The organism is Allobosea sp. LjRoot9 (assembly GCF_964252745.1).
Classification (GTDB): domain Bacteria; phylum Pseudomonadota; class Alphaproteobacteria; order Rhizobiales; family Beijerinckiaceae; genus Allobosea.
The window spans coordinates 10296-27732 of record NZ_CAXUPC020000004.1 but is presented as its reverse complement, the minus strand read 5'-3'; the positions used below and the strand labels follow the sequence as shown (position 1 = coordinate 27732).

The window sequence follows — 17437 nt, the reverse complement described above, 5'->3', positions numbered from 1 at the left end:
ACTGCCTATTGCCCACTGCCTACTGCCGATACAAATCCTCACGCGTCAATGGCAGGCCTGAAGCGCCCTTGCGGCGCTTGGAGACCAGCGTCTGGTTGACCAGTGCGCCGCCGCGCTCGAATGCCAGCGAGCAGCCGGCGAGATAAAGCAGCCACATCCGGGTGCGCTCGGGGCCGATCTCGGCCTCGGCCTCGGCCTTGCGGGCCTCCAGCCGCTCCCACCAGAGCCGCGTCGTGCGCTGGTAGTGCTCGCGCCAGCCCTCGACATCATGCACCTCGAAGCCGTTTCGCTCGAGATTGGCGATCGACATGCCGAGATGGTCGAGCTCGCCGCCGGGGAAGATGTAGCGCACCAGAGCGCGGTATTCCGCCGGCATCTTGTTGAAGGCCTTCTCGGTCTTTTTGGCGCGGCGCGAGATCGTGTGGTGCAGATACAAGCCGCGCGGGCGCAAGAGCCGGTTCACCGCCTTGAAATAGGCCGGGTGGTTGGCGATGCCGACATGCTCGAACATGCCGATCGACGAGATCTTGTCGAACTCGCCCTCCATCTGGGTGAAATCCTTGAGATGGAGCGTGACCTTCCCCTCGAGGCCGAGCCGCGCCACCTTCTCGCGCGCCAGGGCCAGCTGCTCCTCGGCCAGCGTCACGCCATGCGCCTCGACGCCATAATGCTGCGCGGCATGGCAGATCAGCGCGCCCCAGCCGCAGCCGATATCGAGCAGGCGGTCGCCGGGTTTCAGCCGCAGCTTGCGGCAGATCATGTCGAGCTTGTCGCGCTGGGCACGGTCGAGATCGCCATGATCCTCCGTGAAATAGGCGCAGGTGTAGACCATCTCCTCATCGAGGAAGAGCCGGTAGAAGGCGTTCGAGACGTCGTAGTGATAGGCGATATTGGCCTTGTTGGTGGCGGGCGCGCCATCGCGGGCGATCTCGTCGCCCTTGATATGGGCCACGGCGCTCGGCGCTTCGCCCGGCGCAAACAGGAAGCGGCGGACGACATCGAAGGCGGCCGCCTTCGAAATGCCGCGCGCCAACCGCCCGACCTTGCCCTCCGGCCGCGCCGCCGCGAGATCGAAGATCGAGCCGTTGAGCAGTAAAATCCGGTCGGTGACGTGGAGGTTCAGTAGCGTGTCGAGCTTGGGCTTGCGCAGCAGTGCAGCGACGACGCCGGGGTCGCGGATGGCGATGCCCAGCCCGCTCTCCGGCCAGTCAGCCGGCACATGCGAGCCGTCCCAGAGCCGGAAGCCGAGCTTGAGCCCGAGCTTCTGATGCGCCTCGGTCAAAAGCCGCCGCAACGCGGCGAGGCGCTTGTCGTCGCTGTTCATCCGAGAAATCCGTGACATATGGGCTTCGTCTTTGGCCGCAGCGGCGCGAATTGGCAACCATGCGTCGTGGGGACGCTGTCCGGTACGTCCTCAGAAATCACTCGCGATCCCCTTCACCTCCCAATCATTGTAGCGCGCCGGCTCCAAGCCGCCGCGGCCATTGATCTCCTTGTCCCCCGCGACTTCGGCCGCATGGGCGTCGATCTCGGCGCGCCGCGCCTCGGCTTCGGCAAGGGCGCGCTGCGCCGCCGGCGAAAGCGGCTTGGCAGGCGCGGCTTCCTGCGCGGTGGCGGGGAGCTGCTCGACGGGCTTTTCGGTCATTGGCGGCATCATCTCTTGCAGGCATCATCTCTTGCAGGATCGGCATCCACTTCACCACATAAGGCAGGAATCCGCATCGCGGGAGGGGCACCGCGCCTCTGGCTCGCATGATCGGCAAGGGAGTCATGATGAACTACGTCCGCACCTTCATGCTGATGGCTGGCCTCACCGCGCTTTTTGCTGTGGTCGGCTATCTGCTGGGCGGCCCGGGCGGCATGCTGGTGGCGCTCGCCATCGCGGCTGCGACCAATCTCTTCAGCTACTGGAATTCCGACAGGCTGGCGCTCGCCGCCCATAATGCGCAGGAGGTCGATGAAGCGAGCGCGCCCGAGCTCTATGGCATGGTCCGCGACCTCGCCGCCCGCGCCAACATGCCGATGCCGCGCGTTTATCTGATCCAGGAGGACCAGCCCAACGCCTTCGCCACCGGCCGCAATCCGCAGAACGCCGCCGTCGCCGCGACGACGGGCATCCTGCGCACGCTCACCTATGAGGAGCTGGCCGGCGTGATGGCGCATGAGCTCGCCCACATCAAGAACCACGACACGCTGACCATGACGATCACCGCGACCATGGCCGGCGCGATCTCCTCGCTCACCACCTTCGGCATGTTCTTCGGCTCGCGCGAGAACCGCCCCGGGCTCATCGTCCAGATCCTGATTTCGGTGCTCGCGCCGCTGGCCGCCATGGTGATCCAGATGGCGATCTCGCGTTCGCGCGAATACGAGGCCGACCGGCTCGGCGGCGAAATCGCCGGCAATCCGGTCTGGCTGGCGGACGCTCTGGCCAAGATCGCGGGCGGCGTCGCACATATTCCCAACGAGACGGCGGAGGCGAAGCCTGCTACGGCGCACATGTTCATCATCAATCCCCTGAGCGGACGCGGCATGGATTCTCTGTTTTCGACCCACCCCGACACCGGCAATCGCATCGCCGCACTGACGGAGCAGGCCCGCGTCATGGGTGTCGGCACAATGGGCGTCGGCGCCCCCAGTGGCTTCACCAGCCAGGCCAGCCAGAGCCCCTGGAACAGCGATCGCACACCCGGTCCCTGGGGCTGACATGGTCAAGCAAGCAGATCTGAACCCGGAACTGAACGAGACCACGGCGCAAACAAGCGAGCCCGTGCCGGGCCTGCCGGCGCGCCGCCTTGCTGCGACGCTGATCGACGAGGTGCTCAAGGCCCGGCTCGCGCTGGACGAGACCTATGAGCGGCTCGCGCCGACATTCGGGCTCGATGCCGCCGATGCCGCGCTGGCGCGCGCCATCGCGATCACCGCCTTCCGCCGCCTCGGCACGATCCAGCATGCGATCAATGCCAGGCTCGAACGCGGCAGCCCGCGCAATTCGGGCCCCTTCGAGCCGATCCTCGTCGCCGCGGCAGCCCAGATCCTCTTCCTCGACGTGCCCGACCATGCCGCCGTCGACCTTGCCATCCGCCATCTCCATGAGGATGCGCGCTCCTCGCGCTATGTCTCGCTCGGCAACGCTCTGCTGCGCCGGCTCGCCCGCGAACGCGACGCCATCCTCAGCGAGGCGCTCGACCCCTTCCTCGACACGCCGGAATGGCTCGCCGAGAGCTGGATCGAGAGCTATGGCGAGGAGACCGCCGCCGCCATCGCCGCCAGCCATCGCGACGAGCCGCCGCTCGACATCAGCGTCAAGGACGACGCGGCCGGCTGGGCCGGGAAGCTCGACGGACTCCTGCTGCCGACCGGCTCGGTTCGTCTGCGCGAACGCCAGAGCATCACCGGCCTGCCCGGCTTCGACGAAGGCGCCTGGTGGGTGCAGGACGCCGCAGCCGCCCTGCCGGTTCGCCTGCTGGCGCCCAAGCCCGGCGAGCGCATCGCCGACCTCTGCGCCGCGCCTGGCGGCAAGACCGCCCAGCTCGCCGCGGCAGGCGCCCATGTCACCGCCGTCGATCGTTCGGGGCCACGCCTGCGCCGCCTCAGGGCCAATCTGGAGCGGCTCGGGCTCTCCGCCGAGATCGTCACCAAGGACGCGGCACTCTGGCAGGCGGAGCCCTTCGACGCCGTTCTGCTCGATGCACCCTGCAGCGCCACCGGCACGATCCGCCGCCATCCCGACGTCGCCTGGACCAAGACGCCGGAAGACCGCGACAAGCTCTCCGCATTGCAGGCGCGCCTGCTGGAAGCCGCCGCGCGCCTGACCAAGCCCGGCGGACGCCTGATCTACTGCACCTGCTCGCTCGAACCGCAGGAAGGCGAACAGCAGATCGAGGTTTTCCTGGCGGAGAATCCTGATTTCGAGCGCTCGCCCATCACAACCGACGAGATCGGCGGTGTGGAAGGTGCGATCGACCGCCATGGCGATCTGCGGACCCTGCCGCATCAGCTGGAACATGACGGTCCACGTTTGTCGGGATGGGCGGGATTTTACGCATGCCGCCTGATCAGGCGAGAGCCGGATGACATCAAATAGATGCGCCAAGCGATTCTATTTATTGCCTGAATCCGCCTCTTATCAAAAGCTTAGAGCATAATGTCGGCCGAAGACCGGTTTCCACTTTTCGGCATCATGCTCTATGACGAAGCCGAGATTCGCATGGTGGGACGCCATGCGCGGGGACGGGGCGTGCGTGGGCATTGAGCGGCTGGTCTGAGCGACGAGGACTTGCCCGGGCTGCGATCGGACGGGCGGCGCGGCGGACCCGTGGCCACCTCGTCGGCGTGGCACGCAAGGCTTGGCCGTTCGGCAGAGCCCCCGCGACGCGGCTTTTGTTTGCGCCGCATGATTTGCGCACCGCCGACCCGACGACGGCAGGCGACATCTATTCCGGCTATTACGCCTTCGCCGGCCGCACCTTGCGCACCCATGGCGAATCGCCCTTCGATAGCGCACCGCCAAGCGATGCCTGGGCCGAGGCGCTGCACGGCTTCGGCTGGCTGCGTCATATGCGCTCCGCCGACACCGCGATTGCACGCGCCAATGCGCGCGCTTTGGTCGAGGACTTCATTGCCAGGAGGCGCGACCGCAACGAGGTCTCGCGCCGCCCCCATGTCGCGGCCAGGCGATTGATCTCTTTCCTGTCGCATTCGCCCCTGCTGCTCGAAGGCGCCGACCACGCCTTCTATGAGCGCTTCCTGCGCCATATCTCACGCCTGACCGACCGGCTGACTTTGGCCCTGGCCGGCGCGGTCGACGGGGTTGCCAGGCTGCAATGCCTGACCGCGGTCTCCTTCGCCACGATCTGCCTGGATGGGCAGGATGCGCGCCGCCGACGCTATGATCTGGCGCTGTCTGACGAACTCGACCACCAGATTCTGCCCGATGGCGGCCATCTCAGCCGCAACCCCCGGCAATTGATCGAGCTTCTGCTCGATCTCCTGCCGCTGCGCGAGACCTTCGCGGCGCGCGGGCTGGAGCCGCCGCGCGGCGTGCTGATGGCGATCGAGCGGATGATGCCGCATCTCAGGCTATTCCGGCATGGCGACGGTGCGCTCGCTTTGTTCAACGGCATGGGCACGACTCCGCCCGATCTGATGGCGACGCTTGCCGCCTATGACGACGCCCGCGCCCGGCCTATCGAGCAGGCGGCCTATTCCGGCTACAGCCGGCTGTCGGGAGACCGCAGCATCGTCGTGGTCGATGCCGGCGCGGCGCCACGCGGCGCGCAGTCGATCGAGGCGCATGCCGGCTGTCTCGCCTTCGAGTTCTCCAGCGGCGGCCAGCGCATCGTCGTCAATTGCGGCACCAGCCGCTTCGGCCCGCCGGAATTGCGCCTTGCCATGCGCAGCACCGCGGCGCATTCGACGCTTACGCTCGATGAGCGCTCCAGCGCGACCTTTGGGTTGGTGCTCGGCGAACCGCGGATCATCGCCGGCCCGCAGGATGTGCGGGTCGCGCGCCAGGACACGGCAGCCGGCCCGGAATGGGTCGCAAGCCATGACGGCTATCGCCGCAGCCTGGGCGCCGTGCATACGCGCCGGTTGATGCTCGCCAAGGACGGCGCATCGCTCACCGGCGAAGACGAGATCGCCTTGTCCACCGAGCGCGAAACGCTGCCGGCAGTGGCGCGCTTCCATCTTCACCCCGGCGTCAAGCCGAGCCTGATCCGCGAGGGCGAAGGTGCGCTGCTGGCGCTGCCCTCCGGCGAGGTCTGGGCCTTCGACGCCGGCGGCCTGCGCGTGACGATCGAGGAGAGCATCTTCCTCGCTTCGGCCGATGGCGGGCGCCGCAGCGAACAGCTCTGCATCGATTTCGATGCGGTCGCGACGCCGCAGATCATCTGGCGTTTCAGCCGCGTCAGCGCCGCCCCGCCGCGCAGCGCGCGCCTCCGCAGCGAGCCGGCTCCGGTCGAATTGCCGCTGGAGCCACCGGCCGAAGCCTGAGCCTTCACAGCAACGAACTTTGCTTTGCGCGCTGCAGCATGATAGCTCGCGCGCAACAGTTTTTAAGCCAGCACCGGACTTAACCCAGATGCCGACAGAGCTTCGCCGCGTCGAACGCGCCCTCCTTTCCGTCTCCGACAAAAGCGGGCTGATCGATTTCGCCCGCGCCCTGAACCGCCTCGGCATCGCCCTGGTCTCGACCGGTGGCACCGCCAAGGCGATCGCCGAAGCCGGCCTGCCCGTGACGGATGTCTCGGACCTGACCGGCTTTCCCGAGATGATGGACGGGCGCGTCAAGACCCTGCACCCGAAGGTGCATGGCGGCCTGCTCGCCATTCGTTCGCATCCCGAGCACCAGGCCTCGATGCTCGGCCACGGCATCGCGCCGATCGACCTGCTCGTCGTCAATCTCTACCCCTTCGAGGCGACGGTGGCGGCGGGCAAGCCTTATGACGACTGCATCGAGAACATCGATATCGGCGGGCCGGCGATGATCCGCGCCGCCGCCAAGAACCACAACGACGTCGCTGTGGTGGTCGAGCCGGCCGATTACGCCGCCGTGCTGAGCGATCTCGAGGCGCATAAGGGCGCGACCACGCTGACGCTGCGCCGCAAGCTCGCCCAGAAGGCCTATGCCCGCACCGGCGCTTATGACGCGGCGATCTCGAACTGGTTCGCCAATGAGCTCGGCGACACCGCGCCGGCCTATCGTGCGCTCGGCGGCGCGCTCGCCGAGACGATGCGCTATGGCGAGAACCCGCATCAATGGGCGGCATTCTACCGCACCCCGGAACAACGTCCCGGCGTCGCGACCGCACGCCAGCTCCAGGGCAAGCAGCTCTCCTACAACAACATCAACGACACCGACGCCGCCTTCGAATGCGTCTCGGAATTCGACCCGGCGATCTCGGCCGCCTGCGCCATCATCAAGCACGCCAACCCTTGCGGCGTCGCGACCGGCGCCACGCTCGGTGAGGCCTATGCCCGCGCCCTGGCCTGCGACCCCGTCTCGGCCTTTGGCGGGATCATCGCCTTCAATCGCAAGCTGGACGGGGCGACCGCCCGCGAGATCGTCAAGATCCTCACCGAAGTGATCATCGCGCCCGACGCCGATGAGGAGGCGATCGCGGTCATCGCCGGGAAGAAAAACCTGCGCCTGCTGGTAACCGGCGGCTTGTCGAACCCGCGGGCCACCGGCCTGTCCCTGCGCACCGTCTCGGGCGGCTTCCTCGCCCAGGCCCGCGACAACGCCGTCGTCGACGACATGGAGCTCAAGGTCGTCACCAAGCGCCAGCCGAGCGAGGCCGAACTCGCCGATCTGCGCTTCGCCTTCCGCGTCGCCAAGCATGTCAAGTCGAACGCCATCGTCTACGTCAAGGACGGCGCGACCGTCGGCATCGGCGCCGGCCAGATGAGCCGGGTCGATTCCTCGCGTATCGCGGCCTGGAAGGCCGGCGAGGCCGCCAAGGCGCTGGGTTCGACCGAGAGCCTGGCCAAGGGCTCGGTCGTCGCGTCGGACGCCTTCTTCCCCTTCGCCGACGGCCTACTGGCGGCTGCCGAGGCCGGCGCGACGGCGGTGATCCAGCCCGGCGGCTCATTGCGCGATGACGAGGTCATCAAGGCCGCCGATGAGGCCGGCCTCGCCATGGTCTTCACCGGACACCGCCACTTCCGGCACTGAGGCGGCACACCTGCTTCTCCCTCCGCGTCATTCCGGGACGACCGAAGGTCGTCTCGGGATGACGGTGCGTTCTTGCCGAGGGGTCGACGTTTTCCCCAACAGGGCCTTACTCTACCGCGAGGGGATGAGGGCGGCATGACACAGGACCATGGGGGGCGGACGCTGCTGCGCGAACGCGTCGCGCATCAGCACAACAAAGTCTCGTTCGTCGAGCTGTTCTTCGATCTCGTCTTCGTCTTCGCGATCACCCAGATCTCGCACACGCTGCTGGAGCATTTTTCGCCGCTCGGCCTCGCCCAGGCGGTGCTGCTGCTCGGCGCGGTCTGGTGGGTCTGGGTCTATACGAGCTGGGTGACCAACTGGCTCGACCCCGAGACGACGCCGGTGCGGTTGATGCTGTTCGCATTGATGTTCGCCGGCCTGATTCTCTCGATCTCCCTGCCGGAAGCCTTCGAGGGGCGCGGCCTGATCTTCGCCTGCGCCTATGTGGCGATGCAGCTCGGGCGCAGCACCTTCACTATGCTGAGCCTGAGAACCCATAGCCCGGCGAATTTCCGTAATTTTCAGCGCATCACGCTCTGGCTCGCCCTGTCCGGGCTGTTCTGGATCGCGGGCGGCTTGGCGCATGGCGAGATGCGCTTCGGCCTCTGGGCGCTGGCGCTGGCCATCGAATATGCCGGCCCCGCGCTCGGCTTCCGCGTTCCCGGCCTCGGCCGTTCGACGACCAGCGACTGGAATGTCGAGGGGGCCCATCTGGCCGAGCGCTGCGCGCTGTTCATCATCATCGCGCTCGGGGAATCCATCCTGGTGACCGGCGCGACCGCGGCGAAGCTCGCCGCCACCCCGGCCAACATGTTGGCCTTCGCCAACGCCTTTCTGAGCTCGATCGCGATGTGGTGGATCTATTTCCATATCGGCGCCGAGCGCGGCAGCGAGCGGATAGCTCATTCCGACGACCCCGGGGCGATCGCCCGCATCGCCTACACCTATATCCATCTGCTGCTGGTCGCGGGCATCATCCTGGTCGCCGTCGGCGACGAGTTCGTGCTCGCCCATCCCGGCGGGCACACCGAAGCGAAGGTCACTATTGCCGTCATCGGCGGGCCCGGCTTCTATTTGCTCGGCAATCTGCTGTTCAAGAAGGTCACCGCCGGCTGGTATCCGCTCTCGCATATCGTCGGGCTCGGCCTGCTCGCTTTGCTGACGCTGTTCCCGGGCGTTCTGCCGCCGCTGGCCTTCAGCCTCACGGCAACAGCCATTCTCGTGCTCGTCGCGGCCTGGGAAGCACTGTCCCTGCGACCGAAGGAGGCCTGAGTCCATGCATACCATCAAGGTCATTGCCGGCGGCTTCGCCTTGCTCGGCTTCCTGCTCTTCCTGGCGCCGCGGCTCGGTATCGCTGGGGGCAATCCGATCGCCTTCGCGGTCAAGCTGTTCATCCCGCTCTGGCTTGTCGCCGCACTGGTCAATCTCTGGATCGGCGTCAGTCGTGCCGGCTACAGCGTGATGGAGGAGTTGCCGATCGGGCTCGTCGTCTTCGGCGTACCGGCGCTGGCGGCTCTGGTCATCGCCTGGATGTTCGGTAGGATGATGGGATGAGCCTCGCTTCCGTCCGCGCCTTCTTTTCCGAACACGCCCCCGACATCGCCATCATCGAGACGCCGCAGAGCAGTGCGACGGTCGCACTCGCGGCGGCGGCGCATGGCGTCGAGCCGGCCCGTATCGCCAAGACCTTGTCGCTGCGCATCGGCGAGCGCGTCGTGCTCGTCGTCGCGCGCGGCGACGCCAGGCTCGACAACAAGAAGGTCAAGGCAGCGCTCGGCGGCAAGCCGCGCATGCTCGAGGCCGAGGAGGTCGCGGCGATTACCGGCCATCCCGTCGGCGGCGTCTGCCCCTTCGGCCTGGCGACGCCGCTACCGGTCTATTGCGACCTCTCGCTCAAGGCCTTCGACGAGGTCGTGCCGGCGGCGGGCTCGCCGCAGAGCGCCCTGCGGATCAATCCGGAACGGATGGCGGCCCTGACCCAGGCGCAATGGGTCGATGTCTGCCAGGACATCGCTTGAGGCCAAGTGTCTAGAGGCTAAGCATCCTGAGGCCGAGCGTCAGTCCTTCGCACTGAGGCGCTCGATCAGCGCCATGGCGGCAGCGGGATTGCGGACCTTGTCGCCGCTGATGACATAGAGAAAGACATCGCGCGGCCCAGCCGTTGGCCCCGCCGGCATGACCGCCTGCAGATCCGTCGGCGCCCCGCCGCCGGCCCAGTCGCGTGCCCGCTTCGCCCAGGCGTCGAGATCGCTCTCGGAATAGCCCTTCGGCTGCGCCTCTTTCGTGCCCATGATCCGGGCATAGACGAAGGGCGCGGTCACATCCGCGATCTGGGTGTAATCGGCATCGCCCGCCACCACCACGGCGACCTTGTATTCCCTGAGAAGGGCGATGAAATCGGGCGAGCGGAAGCTGTCATGCCTGACCTCGACCGCATGCCGGATCACCTGGCCGTCGACCTCATGCGGCAAAAGCTTCAGGAAAGCCTCGAAATCGGCCGGATCGAAACGCTTCGTCGGCATGAACTGCCAGTTGATCGGCCCGAGCTTCTCCTTCAGCTCGAGCACGCCGCCGGTGATGAATTTCTCGATCGAGGGCGCAGCTTCGGCGAGGATTCGCCGGTTGGTGATATAGCGCGAGCCCTTGAGCGAGAAGACGAAGCCGTCAGGCGTTTCCGCACGCCATTTGGCAAAGCTCTCGGGCTTCTGCGAGCCGTAATAAGTGCCGTTGATCTCGATCGAGGTCAGCTTGCTGCCGGCATATTCGAGCTCGCGCTTCTGCGACAGGCCATCGGGATAGAACGCGCCGCGCCAGGGCTCGAACACCCAGCCGCCGGTGCCGATATGGATCTTGCCTGAAGTGGGAGCCATATCTTGATTGGAAGCCATGTCTCGTCCTCGCGATTGCGAGCGGCGCACCAGGAAGGCCGCGCGGGCTCGTCGGCGTGGATTATTCCCACTTAGCGCGGTGGGAGCCACCCGTTTCCGCGCCGTATGGCGCGCGTTCTTGCAATGGCGGAGGAGAGTGCCGGGTTGTGTCAGGAGCGCGACCGGGCTGGCGCTTTGAAAAAATTCTCAAGGCCTTCAGCCAAATGTGTCACATCAACGATCATTGGCGGCGCGAGCCCTGCCCGTGCTGGACGCCTGCAGCATTTTCGAGCGAAGTGGACACCGGTTCGCGTAAAGAAAATGCGATAAAACAAGAAGATAGAGCATCTCCGCGTTTCTCCGAAACGCGGAGATGCTCTGGATAGTTGGATAGCGGCCTCGTTCATGCGCGAAATCGTCGATCGCTTCAGGCTCTGCGCCGTCATACCGAGCCGCAATCACTACCAGGCGTTGGGCGGCATCGTCGGCGTCTTGGCCGCGCGGGGCATTCCGGTCTTCATCGTCGATGACGGCAGCGAGGCCGCTGCTGCGCAGGCCATCTCCGCACTGCATGATCCGGCGGGGGGGATTGAGACCATCCGCTTGCCGCAGAACCGGGGCAAGGGCGGGGCGCTCGTCGTCGCGATGAAAGCAGCTGCCGTTGCGGACTATACTCATGCCTTGCAGATCGATGCCGACGGCCAGCACGATCTGCAGAGCCTGGATGCCCTGCTCGCCGCAGCGCAGGCTAGGCCGGAGGCGCTGGTATCGGGCGTTCCCGTGTATGACCGGTCGATTCCGCGCGGGCGAGCGATCGGCCGCTGGCTGACCCATGTCTGGGTCTGGATCGAGACCCTGTCGCTGAAGATCAAGGACAGCATGTGCGGCTTCCGCGTCTATCCGCTCGCCGCCGCGTTGACGGTCCTCCGGGAGGAGCATGTCGGGCGCTATATGGATTTCGACACTGAAATCATGGTGCGCATGCATTGGCGCGGCACGCCGGTCGTGCAACTCCCGGTCCGCGTAACTTATCCACCTGGAAACACTTCGAATTTTCGGCTGCTTCAGGACAACTGGCTGATCACGCGGATGCATACGCGGCTGTTCTTCGGCATGCTCCGGCGGCTTCCCTCGCTCTTGGGACGACGCCTCCTAACCAAAGCTGAAGTGAGCCATTGGGCGGCGTTAGGGGAGCGCGGTACCTATTGGGGCCTGCAGTTCTTGCTCGCCGTTTATCGCCTCTGTGGCAGGCGAGCCTGTCTGCTCGCGATGCGCCCGGTCGTGCTCTATTTCGTCCTGGCCGGAGCGGAGCAACGCAAGGCGTCGCACGATTTCCTCGCGCGTGTCCGCGCCCTGCAGGGCAAGCCGGCACCGAGTTGGCGCGATGGCTTCCGTCACCATTACGACTTCGCCACCAAAGCGCTCGATACCTTCGTCGGCTGGGCGCACCCAAAGGATATCGGGCCGGTGGAGATCGTCGGCGGCGAGGCGGCTTCGCTCCATCTCGGCGGGCGACGCGGCGCCTTGCTGATCGTCTCGCATCTCGGAAATGCGGAAATCGCCCGCGCCGCGTTGGCTCGGCTCGTGGGCCGGCCCGTGCATGTGTTGATGCACACCGTTCAGGCGAGGCGCTACAATGCGATCCTGCGCTCGGTCGCGCCCGATGCCGGGGCCGACGTCATCGAGGTGACGGATATCGGCGTCGACACGGCGATCGCACTGTCGGAAAGGATCGACAGGGGCGAATGGCTGGTGATCGCCGGCGATCGCATTCCCGTCATGAGCCACGGCAGGGTGAGCGAGGCGATGTTCCTGGGGCAATCCGCCCCATTCTCGCAGGGCCCCTATATCCTGGCCGCGCTGCTCGGCTGCCCTGTCCTGACATTGTTCTGCCTGCGAGAGGGCGAAGGGCACCGTGCCTATTTCGAAGGGTTCGCCGACGAGGTGGTTCTGCCGCGCAAGTCCAGGGCCGAAGCGCTGGCGGGTTATGCCTCGCTCTATGCCCAGCGGCTCGAGCGCTATTGCCTGCAGCAGCCCATGCAGTGGTACAATTTCTACGACTTCTGGGCTGCGCCGTCCTCCGACGGACAGTGACAGCTAGGAAAAGCCAGCCGCACCCATTGTGCGGCCGGCGGTGAGGGCGGAGCCGGTTGGTCTGGCTGTTCCTATCGCCCGAGCTTGACGACGGTACCTGTCAGGCGCACCGCGGTTTTGACGTTGCCGATGCCGCACAGATATTGCGTCGTGCTCTTCATCGGGGCGTCGCCATGTACGCTGAAGATGTTGACCACAGCGTCGCCGCCTTCGCGGGCCGCCCTCTTCTGTAATTGCTCCAAGGCCTCGGCAAAGGCGTAGTGGCAGCCGGATTTCGTCGCCGGCTCATCGCGTCCGGCGCTGCCATGGCGCTGACTGCTCCATTCGCCGATTTTCTGCGCGACCCGCGGATGCCTCTGGTCGCCGAAATACACCTTCACCTCGCGGCTCAACGCCAAGACCTCCGGCGAATTCAGGGCTTCACCGAGCGGTTGCACGGAGCGGTCGTTGCGCGCCATCGCGGTCGCTGAAACAAGCGATATCGCGCCAGCTAAAAGAATTCGGCTCAGGCTCTTCATACTTCCCCCTGTGTCAGGCTAGTCGAAATATCAAAGACGTGTTGATTCCACCGAAGGCAAAATTATTGCTCATCAGGTAATTGGTCTCAAGACTGCGCCCCTCCGTCATAATGTAATCAAGCGGCGAACAGCGCGGGTCGACCGAGGTGAGATTGGCCGTCGGCACGAAGCTCCGCTCGCGCATCATCTCGATGCCGAGCCATGCCTCAAGTGCGCCGCAGGCGCCCAGCGTGTGGCCGAAATAGCTCTTGAGCGAATGGATGGGCATGCCGTCGCCGAACACCGCATGGGTCGCCTGGCTCTCGGCGATGTCTCCGGCTTCCGTCGCCGTGCCATGGCCGCTGACGAACCCGATCTCGGATGCAGGCAGGCCCGCATCCTCAAGCGCAAGGCGCAAGGCGATTTCCATGGTGGCAGCCTGTGGATGCGTGGCGTGGTGACCGTCGCAATTCGTGCCGAAGCCGACGATCTCGCTGTGGATAGGGGCCCCGCGCGCCAGGGCATGGTCCCGGTCCTCGAGAATCAAGGTTGCGGCGCCTTCCCCGATCACCAGCCCATCGCGGGCGACGTCATAGGGGCGCGGCGTCAGCTCGGGGTTGCCATTATTGGTCGAGGTCGCAAACAGCGTGTCGAAGACCGCAACGTCGGAGATATCGAGCTCGTCAGCGCCGCCAGCGACCATCACATCGGCCTTGCCGCTCTGGATCGTCTCACAGGCATAGCCGATGGCCATGCTGCCTGAGGTGCAGGCCGTCGACGTCGGGATGATGCGGCCGGTGAGGCCGAAGAACAGCGCGATGTTGACTGCAGCCGTGTGGCTCATCACCTGGACATAACTCGTGGCGTTGAGCGTTCTTGAGACACCATCCCTCATCAGCTCGGCGAAGCTGAGGATCGGCGCGATCGAGCCGAAGGACGAGCCATAGGCGATGCCGCAACGCCCGCCCTTGAGTACGGCCTCGCCCAGCAGGCCGGCCTGATCGAGCGCTTGTTCCGTCGCAGACACCGCCAAGCGTGAGACGCGGCCCATGGTGCGCAGCTGCTTGCGGCTGTAGCGCTGCTCCACCGTGAAGTCGATGATCGGCGCGGCGAGCTTGGAGTTGATCCCGGTATAGCGATCCCAGTCCATGCGCCGGATGGCTGTGTTCCCGGCATGGAGCTCGGCGCGGATGCGGGGCCAGTCGCTGCCGAGCGCGGTGACGCCGCCCATGCCGGTGACGACGACGCGGCGTTTCAAAGCATGCCCCCATTCACCGAGATCACCTGTCGGGTGATGTAGGCAGCTTCCTGCGAGCAGAGGAACGACACCAGGCCGGCGACCTCTTCGGGTTGCCCGACCCGTCGCATCGGCACGGTCTTGAGCGCTTCGTCGAGAAAGGACTGGTCGAGCATCTGCGTGTCGATCAGCCCCGGTGCGACGCAGTTCACGGTGATGTTGCGTTTGGCGAGCTCGACCGCTAGCGCCTTGGTCGCGCCGATGATGCCCGCCTTCGCCGCGCTGTAGTTGACCTGGCCGCGATTGCCCATGATGCCGGATACCGACGAGATCGTGACGATGCGCCCGCCTTTGCGCGCGCTCACCATCGGCATCACGATCGGCTTCAAAACATTGTAGAAGCCGCCGAGATTGGTATCGAGCACGCTATCCCAATCGTCGTCGCTCAAGGCGGGGAATGCATTGTCGCGCGCGATGCCTGCATTCAGTATGGCGCCGAAATAGGGGCCGTGCTCGGCCATGTCGGCTTCGAGCGCTGCTTGCGTGGTTTCACGCTCGGAGGTGTCGAAGGAGATCAGCCGGCTCTGGCCGCCGCCGCCGGCGATCTCGGCCATCGTGCCCTCAGCGCCGCTGCGGTCCCTGGCGAAATGGACGAGTACGGTGAAACCATCGCGCGCCAGACGGACGGCGATCGCCCGGCCGATACCCTTGCTCGCGCCTGTGACAAGCAGTGTGCGGCTCATGCGCCGCGCTCCGCTGCCTGGTCCTGGATCAAGCCGAGATGATCGTCGGGCTGGTAGACGGTCAGCTGCGCCTTTGCCAGTTCGGGCCCGCCCCGCCGATGAACCGCACAATCAAACTGACCCATCCCCGCGTCGCGGTAGACCGGCTTGGCAGTGATGCTGAGCGCTTCGCCCTCGGCAAACCAATCGAGAGCCGCGGAGAAATTGCGCGTGCCGAGCAGGAAGCCGATCTTGACCGGTTGCCGCGCCCGCACTGCGCCGACACCGACAAAGGCGGCACAGCTCTGAGCCATCCATTCCATCGCGATATGAGCGGCAATACCTTTGCCCTCGACGAAGAATGGGCAGGACGGACGTACAGTCAGCTGTGTCCGGATTTCCTGCTCGCTCCAATCTTCGATGCTGTCGATCAGGATCATCGGCGCGCGGTGTGGCAAGACCGAGTCGAGTGGATAAAATTCTTGGCTCATGACGGCGCCCTCCCCAGGATAATCGCTACATTGCTGCCGCCAAAAGCGAAAGAATTACTGAGCATGGCGGCGCGATTGTCCTCGGAGAAAGTCTCTCCCAGGCGATTTAGATGCAATTCCGGGATATCTTCATCTTTGGCTCCGTCCCAGAGATGAGGTGGCAATAGCCGTGTTGGATTATAGTGCCGTGAAAGCGTCAGCCAGAGGAACGCGGCTTCGCAGGCGCCTGCGGCACCTAATGTGTGTCCGGTCATCGCCTTGGTCGAGCTACACGGCGTCTGCGCGCCGAAGATCTGGTGGACGGCTCTGCCTTCCATGGAATCGTTCAGCGGCGTCCCCGTGCCGTGCAGATTGACATATGCGATGCCCTGGGCCGCGCAACCGGCGTCCTCAAGCGCTGCCCGCATGGCCATCGCGGCGCCGAGCCCTTGCGGATCGGGCGCGCTGATGTGGTGGGCGTCCGACGTCTCGCCGATGCCCATGAAGACGACCTCGGCGGCATCCCGTTCCAGCAGGAACACGGCTGCCGCCTCGCCGATCGTGATGCCGTCGCGGTTCCGGCTGAATGGATTGGCTGCCGTGGCGGAGACAGCGCCGAGCGCGGCAAAGCCGCTCGGTGTCATCCGGCATAGACTGTCGGCTCCGCCGACGATGGCCGCGTCGACCAGTCCGGCCCGGATCAACCGGCGTCCCACGGCAAAGACTTTCGCACTCGATGAGCAGGCCGTGGCGATTGTGTAGGCCGGGCCGGTGAGGCCGAGATAGGCCTTGGCGAACTCGCTGAGGCCGCCGACCTCCTGCTGAACATAGTCGAACGTCCGGGGCCACTGCCCGGTCTTCAGGCGCTGCGCATAGGCTGCCTCGCCCTCGGCCAGGCCTGACGTGCTGGTGCCTAGGATGATGGCGACGCGCCCGGCCCCGTAGCGGGTAATCGCGCGGTCGAGGTCGGGACGCATCTGCTCGAGAGCAACAGCAAGCATCCGGTTGTTGCGACAGTCCCATCTCGCCAGTCCGGGCGGTAAAGCTGGGGTGTCGCCTCTGGCTTCGGCGACCAGAACCTTGCGCTTGGGAATGAGGTCGTCGCGTGTCCGCAGGCTCGTCTGGTCGCCCTTGAAGAGATTTTCGGCTGTTTCCGCCTTGCCGTTCCCGATGGGCGTCATCAGCCCCATGGCGGAAATGCCGAGATAGGCCGTCACCGCGTCACTTCCGCGGATTCGATGTCGACCTCGTAGCCCCAGGCGAGGTTGGAATAGCGCACCGTGCCACTGAGGCGCTTCGGCGACTTCAGGTTATACGAGGCGCGTAGCACGTCCTTGTCGTGGCAGCGCAGGACGCGCGAGTTCTTGCCCAGCTCGAGCGTGCAGCCCGAATCCGCGAGCGCGGCTTTCAATGCGGTGGGTTGGCCATAGAGGACCATCATGTCGGCGAAGATCGCGTCGGCGCGAATGCCGGGCGGTAGCCAGTCCGCAAGTTGGGACTCAAGCTTGCCGTCGCGCCAGACAAGCGTCACAGCGCGCCGCCCCAACGAATCGAGCAGGATCGCCCGGAACTCGTCCTTGCTCATGGCGAGCTGCGCTTCGAGATTGATCGGTTGATTGCCGAAGCGCATGCTCAGCACTTGCGTGACTTGGTGCCGATACTCGAATTCAGCCGGCGCGATCGCTCGAATCGGCAGATGTGGGCCAATCAGCATGCCGGCCTCGCCCGTCGCCGCAGTATTCTTATCGGATACACAGCCCCCCAGCGTCAGAAGCAGGCCACCGATCAGCCAGTTGCCCCAAGATTGCATCAAGCCCCCCCTTTTATTA

At 65.6% G+C, this 17437-nt stretch carries 17 protein-coding genes; 8 read left to right on the top strand and 9 right to left on the bottom strand.

The window, feature by feature from the left end:
* Positions 1-19 precede the first annotated feature (19 nt).
* Together ACSQ3P_RS17430 and ACSQ3P_RS17425 are read right to left on the bottom strand one after the other, a co-directional pair.
* Positions 20-1324, bottom strand: coding sequence for a class I SAM-dependent methyltransferase (locus tag ACSQ3P_RS17430; protein ID WP_436166791.1), 1305 nt, complete (start codon positions 1322-1324; stop codon positions 20-22).
* Positions 1325-1414: 90 nt separating this feature from the next.
* Complete coding sequence (locus ACSQ3P_RS17425; RefSeq protein WP_436166790.1) at positions 1415-1645, bottom strand: DUF1674 domain-containing protein; 231 nt, start codon at positions 1643-1645, stop codon at positions 1415-1417.
* Positions 1646-1773: 128 nt separating this feature from the next.
* On the opposite strand from ACSQ3P_RS17425, the gene htpX reads away from it, so the two are divergent.
* The 7 genes from htpX to ACSQ3P_RS17390 all read left to right on the top strand — a co-directional run bounded on the left by htpX (position 1774) and on the right by ACSQ3P_RS17390 (position 9739).
* Positions 1774-2706 carry a zinc metalloprotease HtpX gene (gene htpX / locus ACSQ3P_RS17420; RefSeq protein ID WP_436166789.1) on the top strand — a complete coding sequence of 311 codons (933 nt, stop codon included), beginning with the start codon at positions 1774-1776 and terminating at the stop codon, positions 2704-2706.
* A gap of 1 nt (position 2707) precedes the next feature.
* Positions 2708-4087, top strand: a complete 1380-nt coding sequence (locus tag ACSQ3P_RS17415) for an RsmB/NOP family class I SAM-dependent RNA methyltransferase (protein ID WP_436166788.1) — start codon at positions 2708-2710, stop codon at positions 4085-4087.
* A 248-nt stretch (positions 4088-4335) separates the two neighbouring features.
* Positions 4336-5997 carry a heparinase II/III family protein gene (locus ACSQ3P_RS17410; RefSeq protein WP_436166787.1) on the top strand — a complete coding sequence of 554 codons (1662 nt, stop codon included), beginning with the start codon at positions 4336-4338 and terminating at the stop codon, positions 5995-5997.
* Positions 5998-6085: 88 nt separating this feature from the next.
* Positions 6086-7678 (top strand): bifunctional phosphoribosylaminoimidazolecarboxamide formyltransferase/IMP cyclohydrolase, encoded by a 1593-nt coding sequence (gene purH / locus ACSQ3P_RS17405; protein ID WP_436166786.1) that lies wholly within the window; start codon positions 6086-6088, stop codon positions 7676-7678.
* A gap of 135 nt (positions 7679-7813) precedes the next feature.
* A complete protein-coding gene (locus tag ACSQ3P_RS17400) occupies positions 7814-8992 on the top strand; it encodes a low temperature requirement protein A (protein ID WP_436166785.1) in 1179 nt (392 codons plus the stop codon).
* Positions 8993-8996: 4 nt separating this feature from the next.
* On the top strand, positions 8997-9275 hold the full coding sequence (locus ACSQ3P_RS17395) for a hypothetical protein (protein ID WP_436166784.1): 279 nt from the start codon (positions 8997-8999) through the stop codon (positions 9273-9275).
* Positions 9272-9739 carry a YbaK/EbsC family protein gene (locus ACSQ3P_RS17390; RefSeq protein WP_436166783.1) on the top strand — a complete coding sequence of 156 codons (468 nt, stop codon included), beginning with the start codon at positions 9272-9274 and terminating at the stop codon, positions 9737-9739. Before ACSQ3P_RS17395 ends, ACSQ3P_RS17390 begins: the two co-directional genes overlap by 4 nt.
* A 39-nt stretch (positions 9740-9778) precedes the next feature.
* On the opposite strand, the gene ACSQ3P_RS17385 is transcribed toward ACSQ3P_RS17390, so the two are convergent.
* Positions 9779-10609: a DUF72 domain-containing protein gene (locus ACSQ3P_RS17385; RefSeq protein WP_436166782.1), complete on the bottom strand. Its 831-nt coding sequence runs from the start codon at positions 10607-10609 to the stop codon at positions 9779-9781.
* Positions 10610-10993: 384 nt separating this feature from the next.
* Here ACSQ3P_RS17385 and ACSQ3P_RS17380 point away from each other — a divergent pair, with 384 nt between their 5' ends.
* A complete protein-coding gene (locus ACSQ3P_RS17380) occupies positions 10994-12682 on the top strand; it encodes a glycosyltransferase (RefSeq protein ID WP_436166781.1) in 1689 nt (562 codons plus the stop codon).
* 71 nt (positions 12683-12753) lie between these two features.
* On the opposite strand, the gene ACSQ3P_RS17375 is transcribed toward ACSQ3P_RS17380, so the two are convergent.
* Genes ACSQ3P_RS17375 through ACSQ3P_RS17350 form a run of 6 tightly spaced genes read right to left on the bottom strand, consistent with a single transcriptional unit; the run spans position 12754 to position 17418 of the window.
* Positions 12754-13200, bottom strand: coding sequence for a hypothetical protein (locus tag ACSQ3P_RS17375; RefSeq protein ID WP_436166780.1), 447 nt, complete (start codon positions 13198-13200; stop codon positions 12754-12756).
* Between the two features lie 13 nt (positions 13201-13213).
* Positions 13214-14437, bottom strand: coding sequence for a beta-ketoacyl-ACP synthase (locus tag ACSQ3P_RS17370; RefSeq protein WP_436166779.1), 1224 nt, complete (start codon positions 14435-14437; stop codon positions 13214-13216).
* On the bottom strand, positions 14434-15159 hold the full coding sequence (locus ACSQ3P_RS17365) for a 3-ketoacyl-ACP reductase FabG2 (protein WP_436166778.1): 726 nt from the start codon (positions 15157-15159) through the stop codon (positions 14434-14436). The genes ACSQ3P_RS17370 and ACSQ3P_RS17365 overlap by 4 nt, the downstream gene beginning before the upstream one ends.
* Positions 15156-15629 (bottom strand): ApeP family dehydratase, encoded by a 474-nt coding sequence (locus ACSQ3P_RS17360; RefSeq protein WP_436166777.1) that lies wholly within the window; start codon positions 15627-15629, stop codon positions 15156-15158. Before ACSQ3P_RS17360 ends, ACSQ3P_RS17365 begins: the two co-directional genes overlap by 4 nt.
* Positions 15626-16825: a beta-ketoacyl-[acyl-carrier-protein] synthase family protein gene (locus ACSQ3P_RS17355; RefSeq protein ID WP_436166776.1), complete on the bottom strand. Its 1200-nt coding sequence runs from the start codon at positions 16823-16825 to the stop codon at positions 15626-15628. Before ACSQ3P_RS17355 ends, ACSQ3P_RS17360 begins: the two co-directional genes overlap by 4 nt.
* On the bottom strand, positions 16822-17418 hold the full coding sequence (locus ACSQ3P_RS17350) for a DUF3261 domain-containing protein (protein ID WP_436166775.1): 597 nt from the start codon (positions 17416-17418) through the stop codon (positions 16822-16824). The genes ACSQ3P_RS17355 and ACSQ3P_RS17350 overlap by 4 nt, the downstream gene beginning before the upstream one ends.
* Between the last annotated feature and the right edge of the window lie 19 nt (positions 17419-17437).

Excerpts from the sequence above, each read along its gene's own strand:
- ACSQ3P_RS17430 (WP_436166791.1), bottom strand. The coding sequence starts at position 1,324 with ATGAACAGCGACGACAAGCGCCTCGCCGCGTTGCGGCGGCTTTTGACC.
- ACSQ3P_RS17425 (WP_436166790.1), bottom strand. The coding sequence starts at position 1,645 with ATGACCGAAAAGCCCGTCGAGCAGCTCCCCGCCACCGCGCAGGAAGCC.
- htpX (WP_436166789.1), top strand. The coding sequence starts at position 1,774 with ATGAACTACGTCCGCACCTTCATGCTGATGGCTGGCCTCACCGCGCTT.
- ACSQ3P_RS17415 (WP_436166788.1), top strand. The coding sequence starts at position 2,708 with ATGGTCAAGCAAGCAGATCTGAACCCGGAACTGAACGAGACCACGGCG.
- purH (WP_436166786.1), top strand. The coding sequence starts at position 6,086 with ATGCCGACAGAGCTTCGCCGCGTCGAACGCGCCCTCCTTTCCGTCTCC.
- ACSQ3P_RS17400 (WP_436166785.1), top strand. The coding sequence starts at position 7,814 with ATGACACAGGACCATGGGGGGCGGACGCTGCTGCGCGAACGCGTCGCG.
- ACSQ3P_RS17395 (WP_436166784.1), top strand. The coding sequence starts at position 8,997 with ATGCATACCATCAAGGTCATTGCCGGCGGCTTCGCCTTGCTCGGCTTC.
- ACSQ3P_RS17390 (WP_436166783.1), top strand. The coding sequence starts at position 9,272 with ATGAGCCTCGCTTCCGTCCGCGCCTTCTTTTCCGAACACGCCCCCGAC.
- ACSQ3P_RS17385 (WP_436166782.1), bottom strand. The coding sequence starts at position 10,609 with ATGGCTTCCAATCAAGATATGGCTCCCACTTCAGGCAAGATCCATATC.
- ACSQ3P_RS17380 (WP_436166781.1), top strand. The coding sequence starts at position 10,994 with ATGCGCGAAATCGTCGATCGCTTCAGGCTCTGCGCCGTCATACCGAGC.
- ACSQ3P_RS17375 (WP_436166780.1), bottom strand. The coding sequence starts at position 13,200 with ATGAAGAGCCTGAGCCGAATTCTTTTAGCTGGCGCGATATCGCTTGTT.
- ACSQ3P_RS17365 (WP_436166778.1), bottom strand. The coding sequence starts at position 15,159 with ATGAGCCGCACACTGCTTGTCACAGGCGCGAGCAAGGGTATCGGCCGG.
- ACSQ3P_RS17360 (WP_436166777.1), bottom strand. The coding sequence starts at position 15,629 with ATGAGCCAAGAATTTTATCCACTCGACTCGGTCTTGCCACACCGCGCG.
- ACSQ3P_RS17350 (WP_436166775.1), bottom strand. The coding sequence starts at position 17,418 with ATGCAATCTTGGGGCAACTGGCTGATCGGTGGCCTGCTTCTGACGCTG.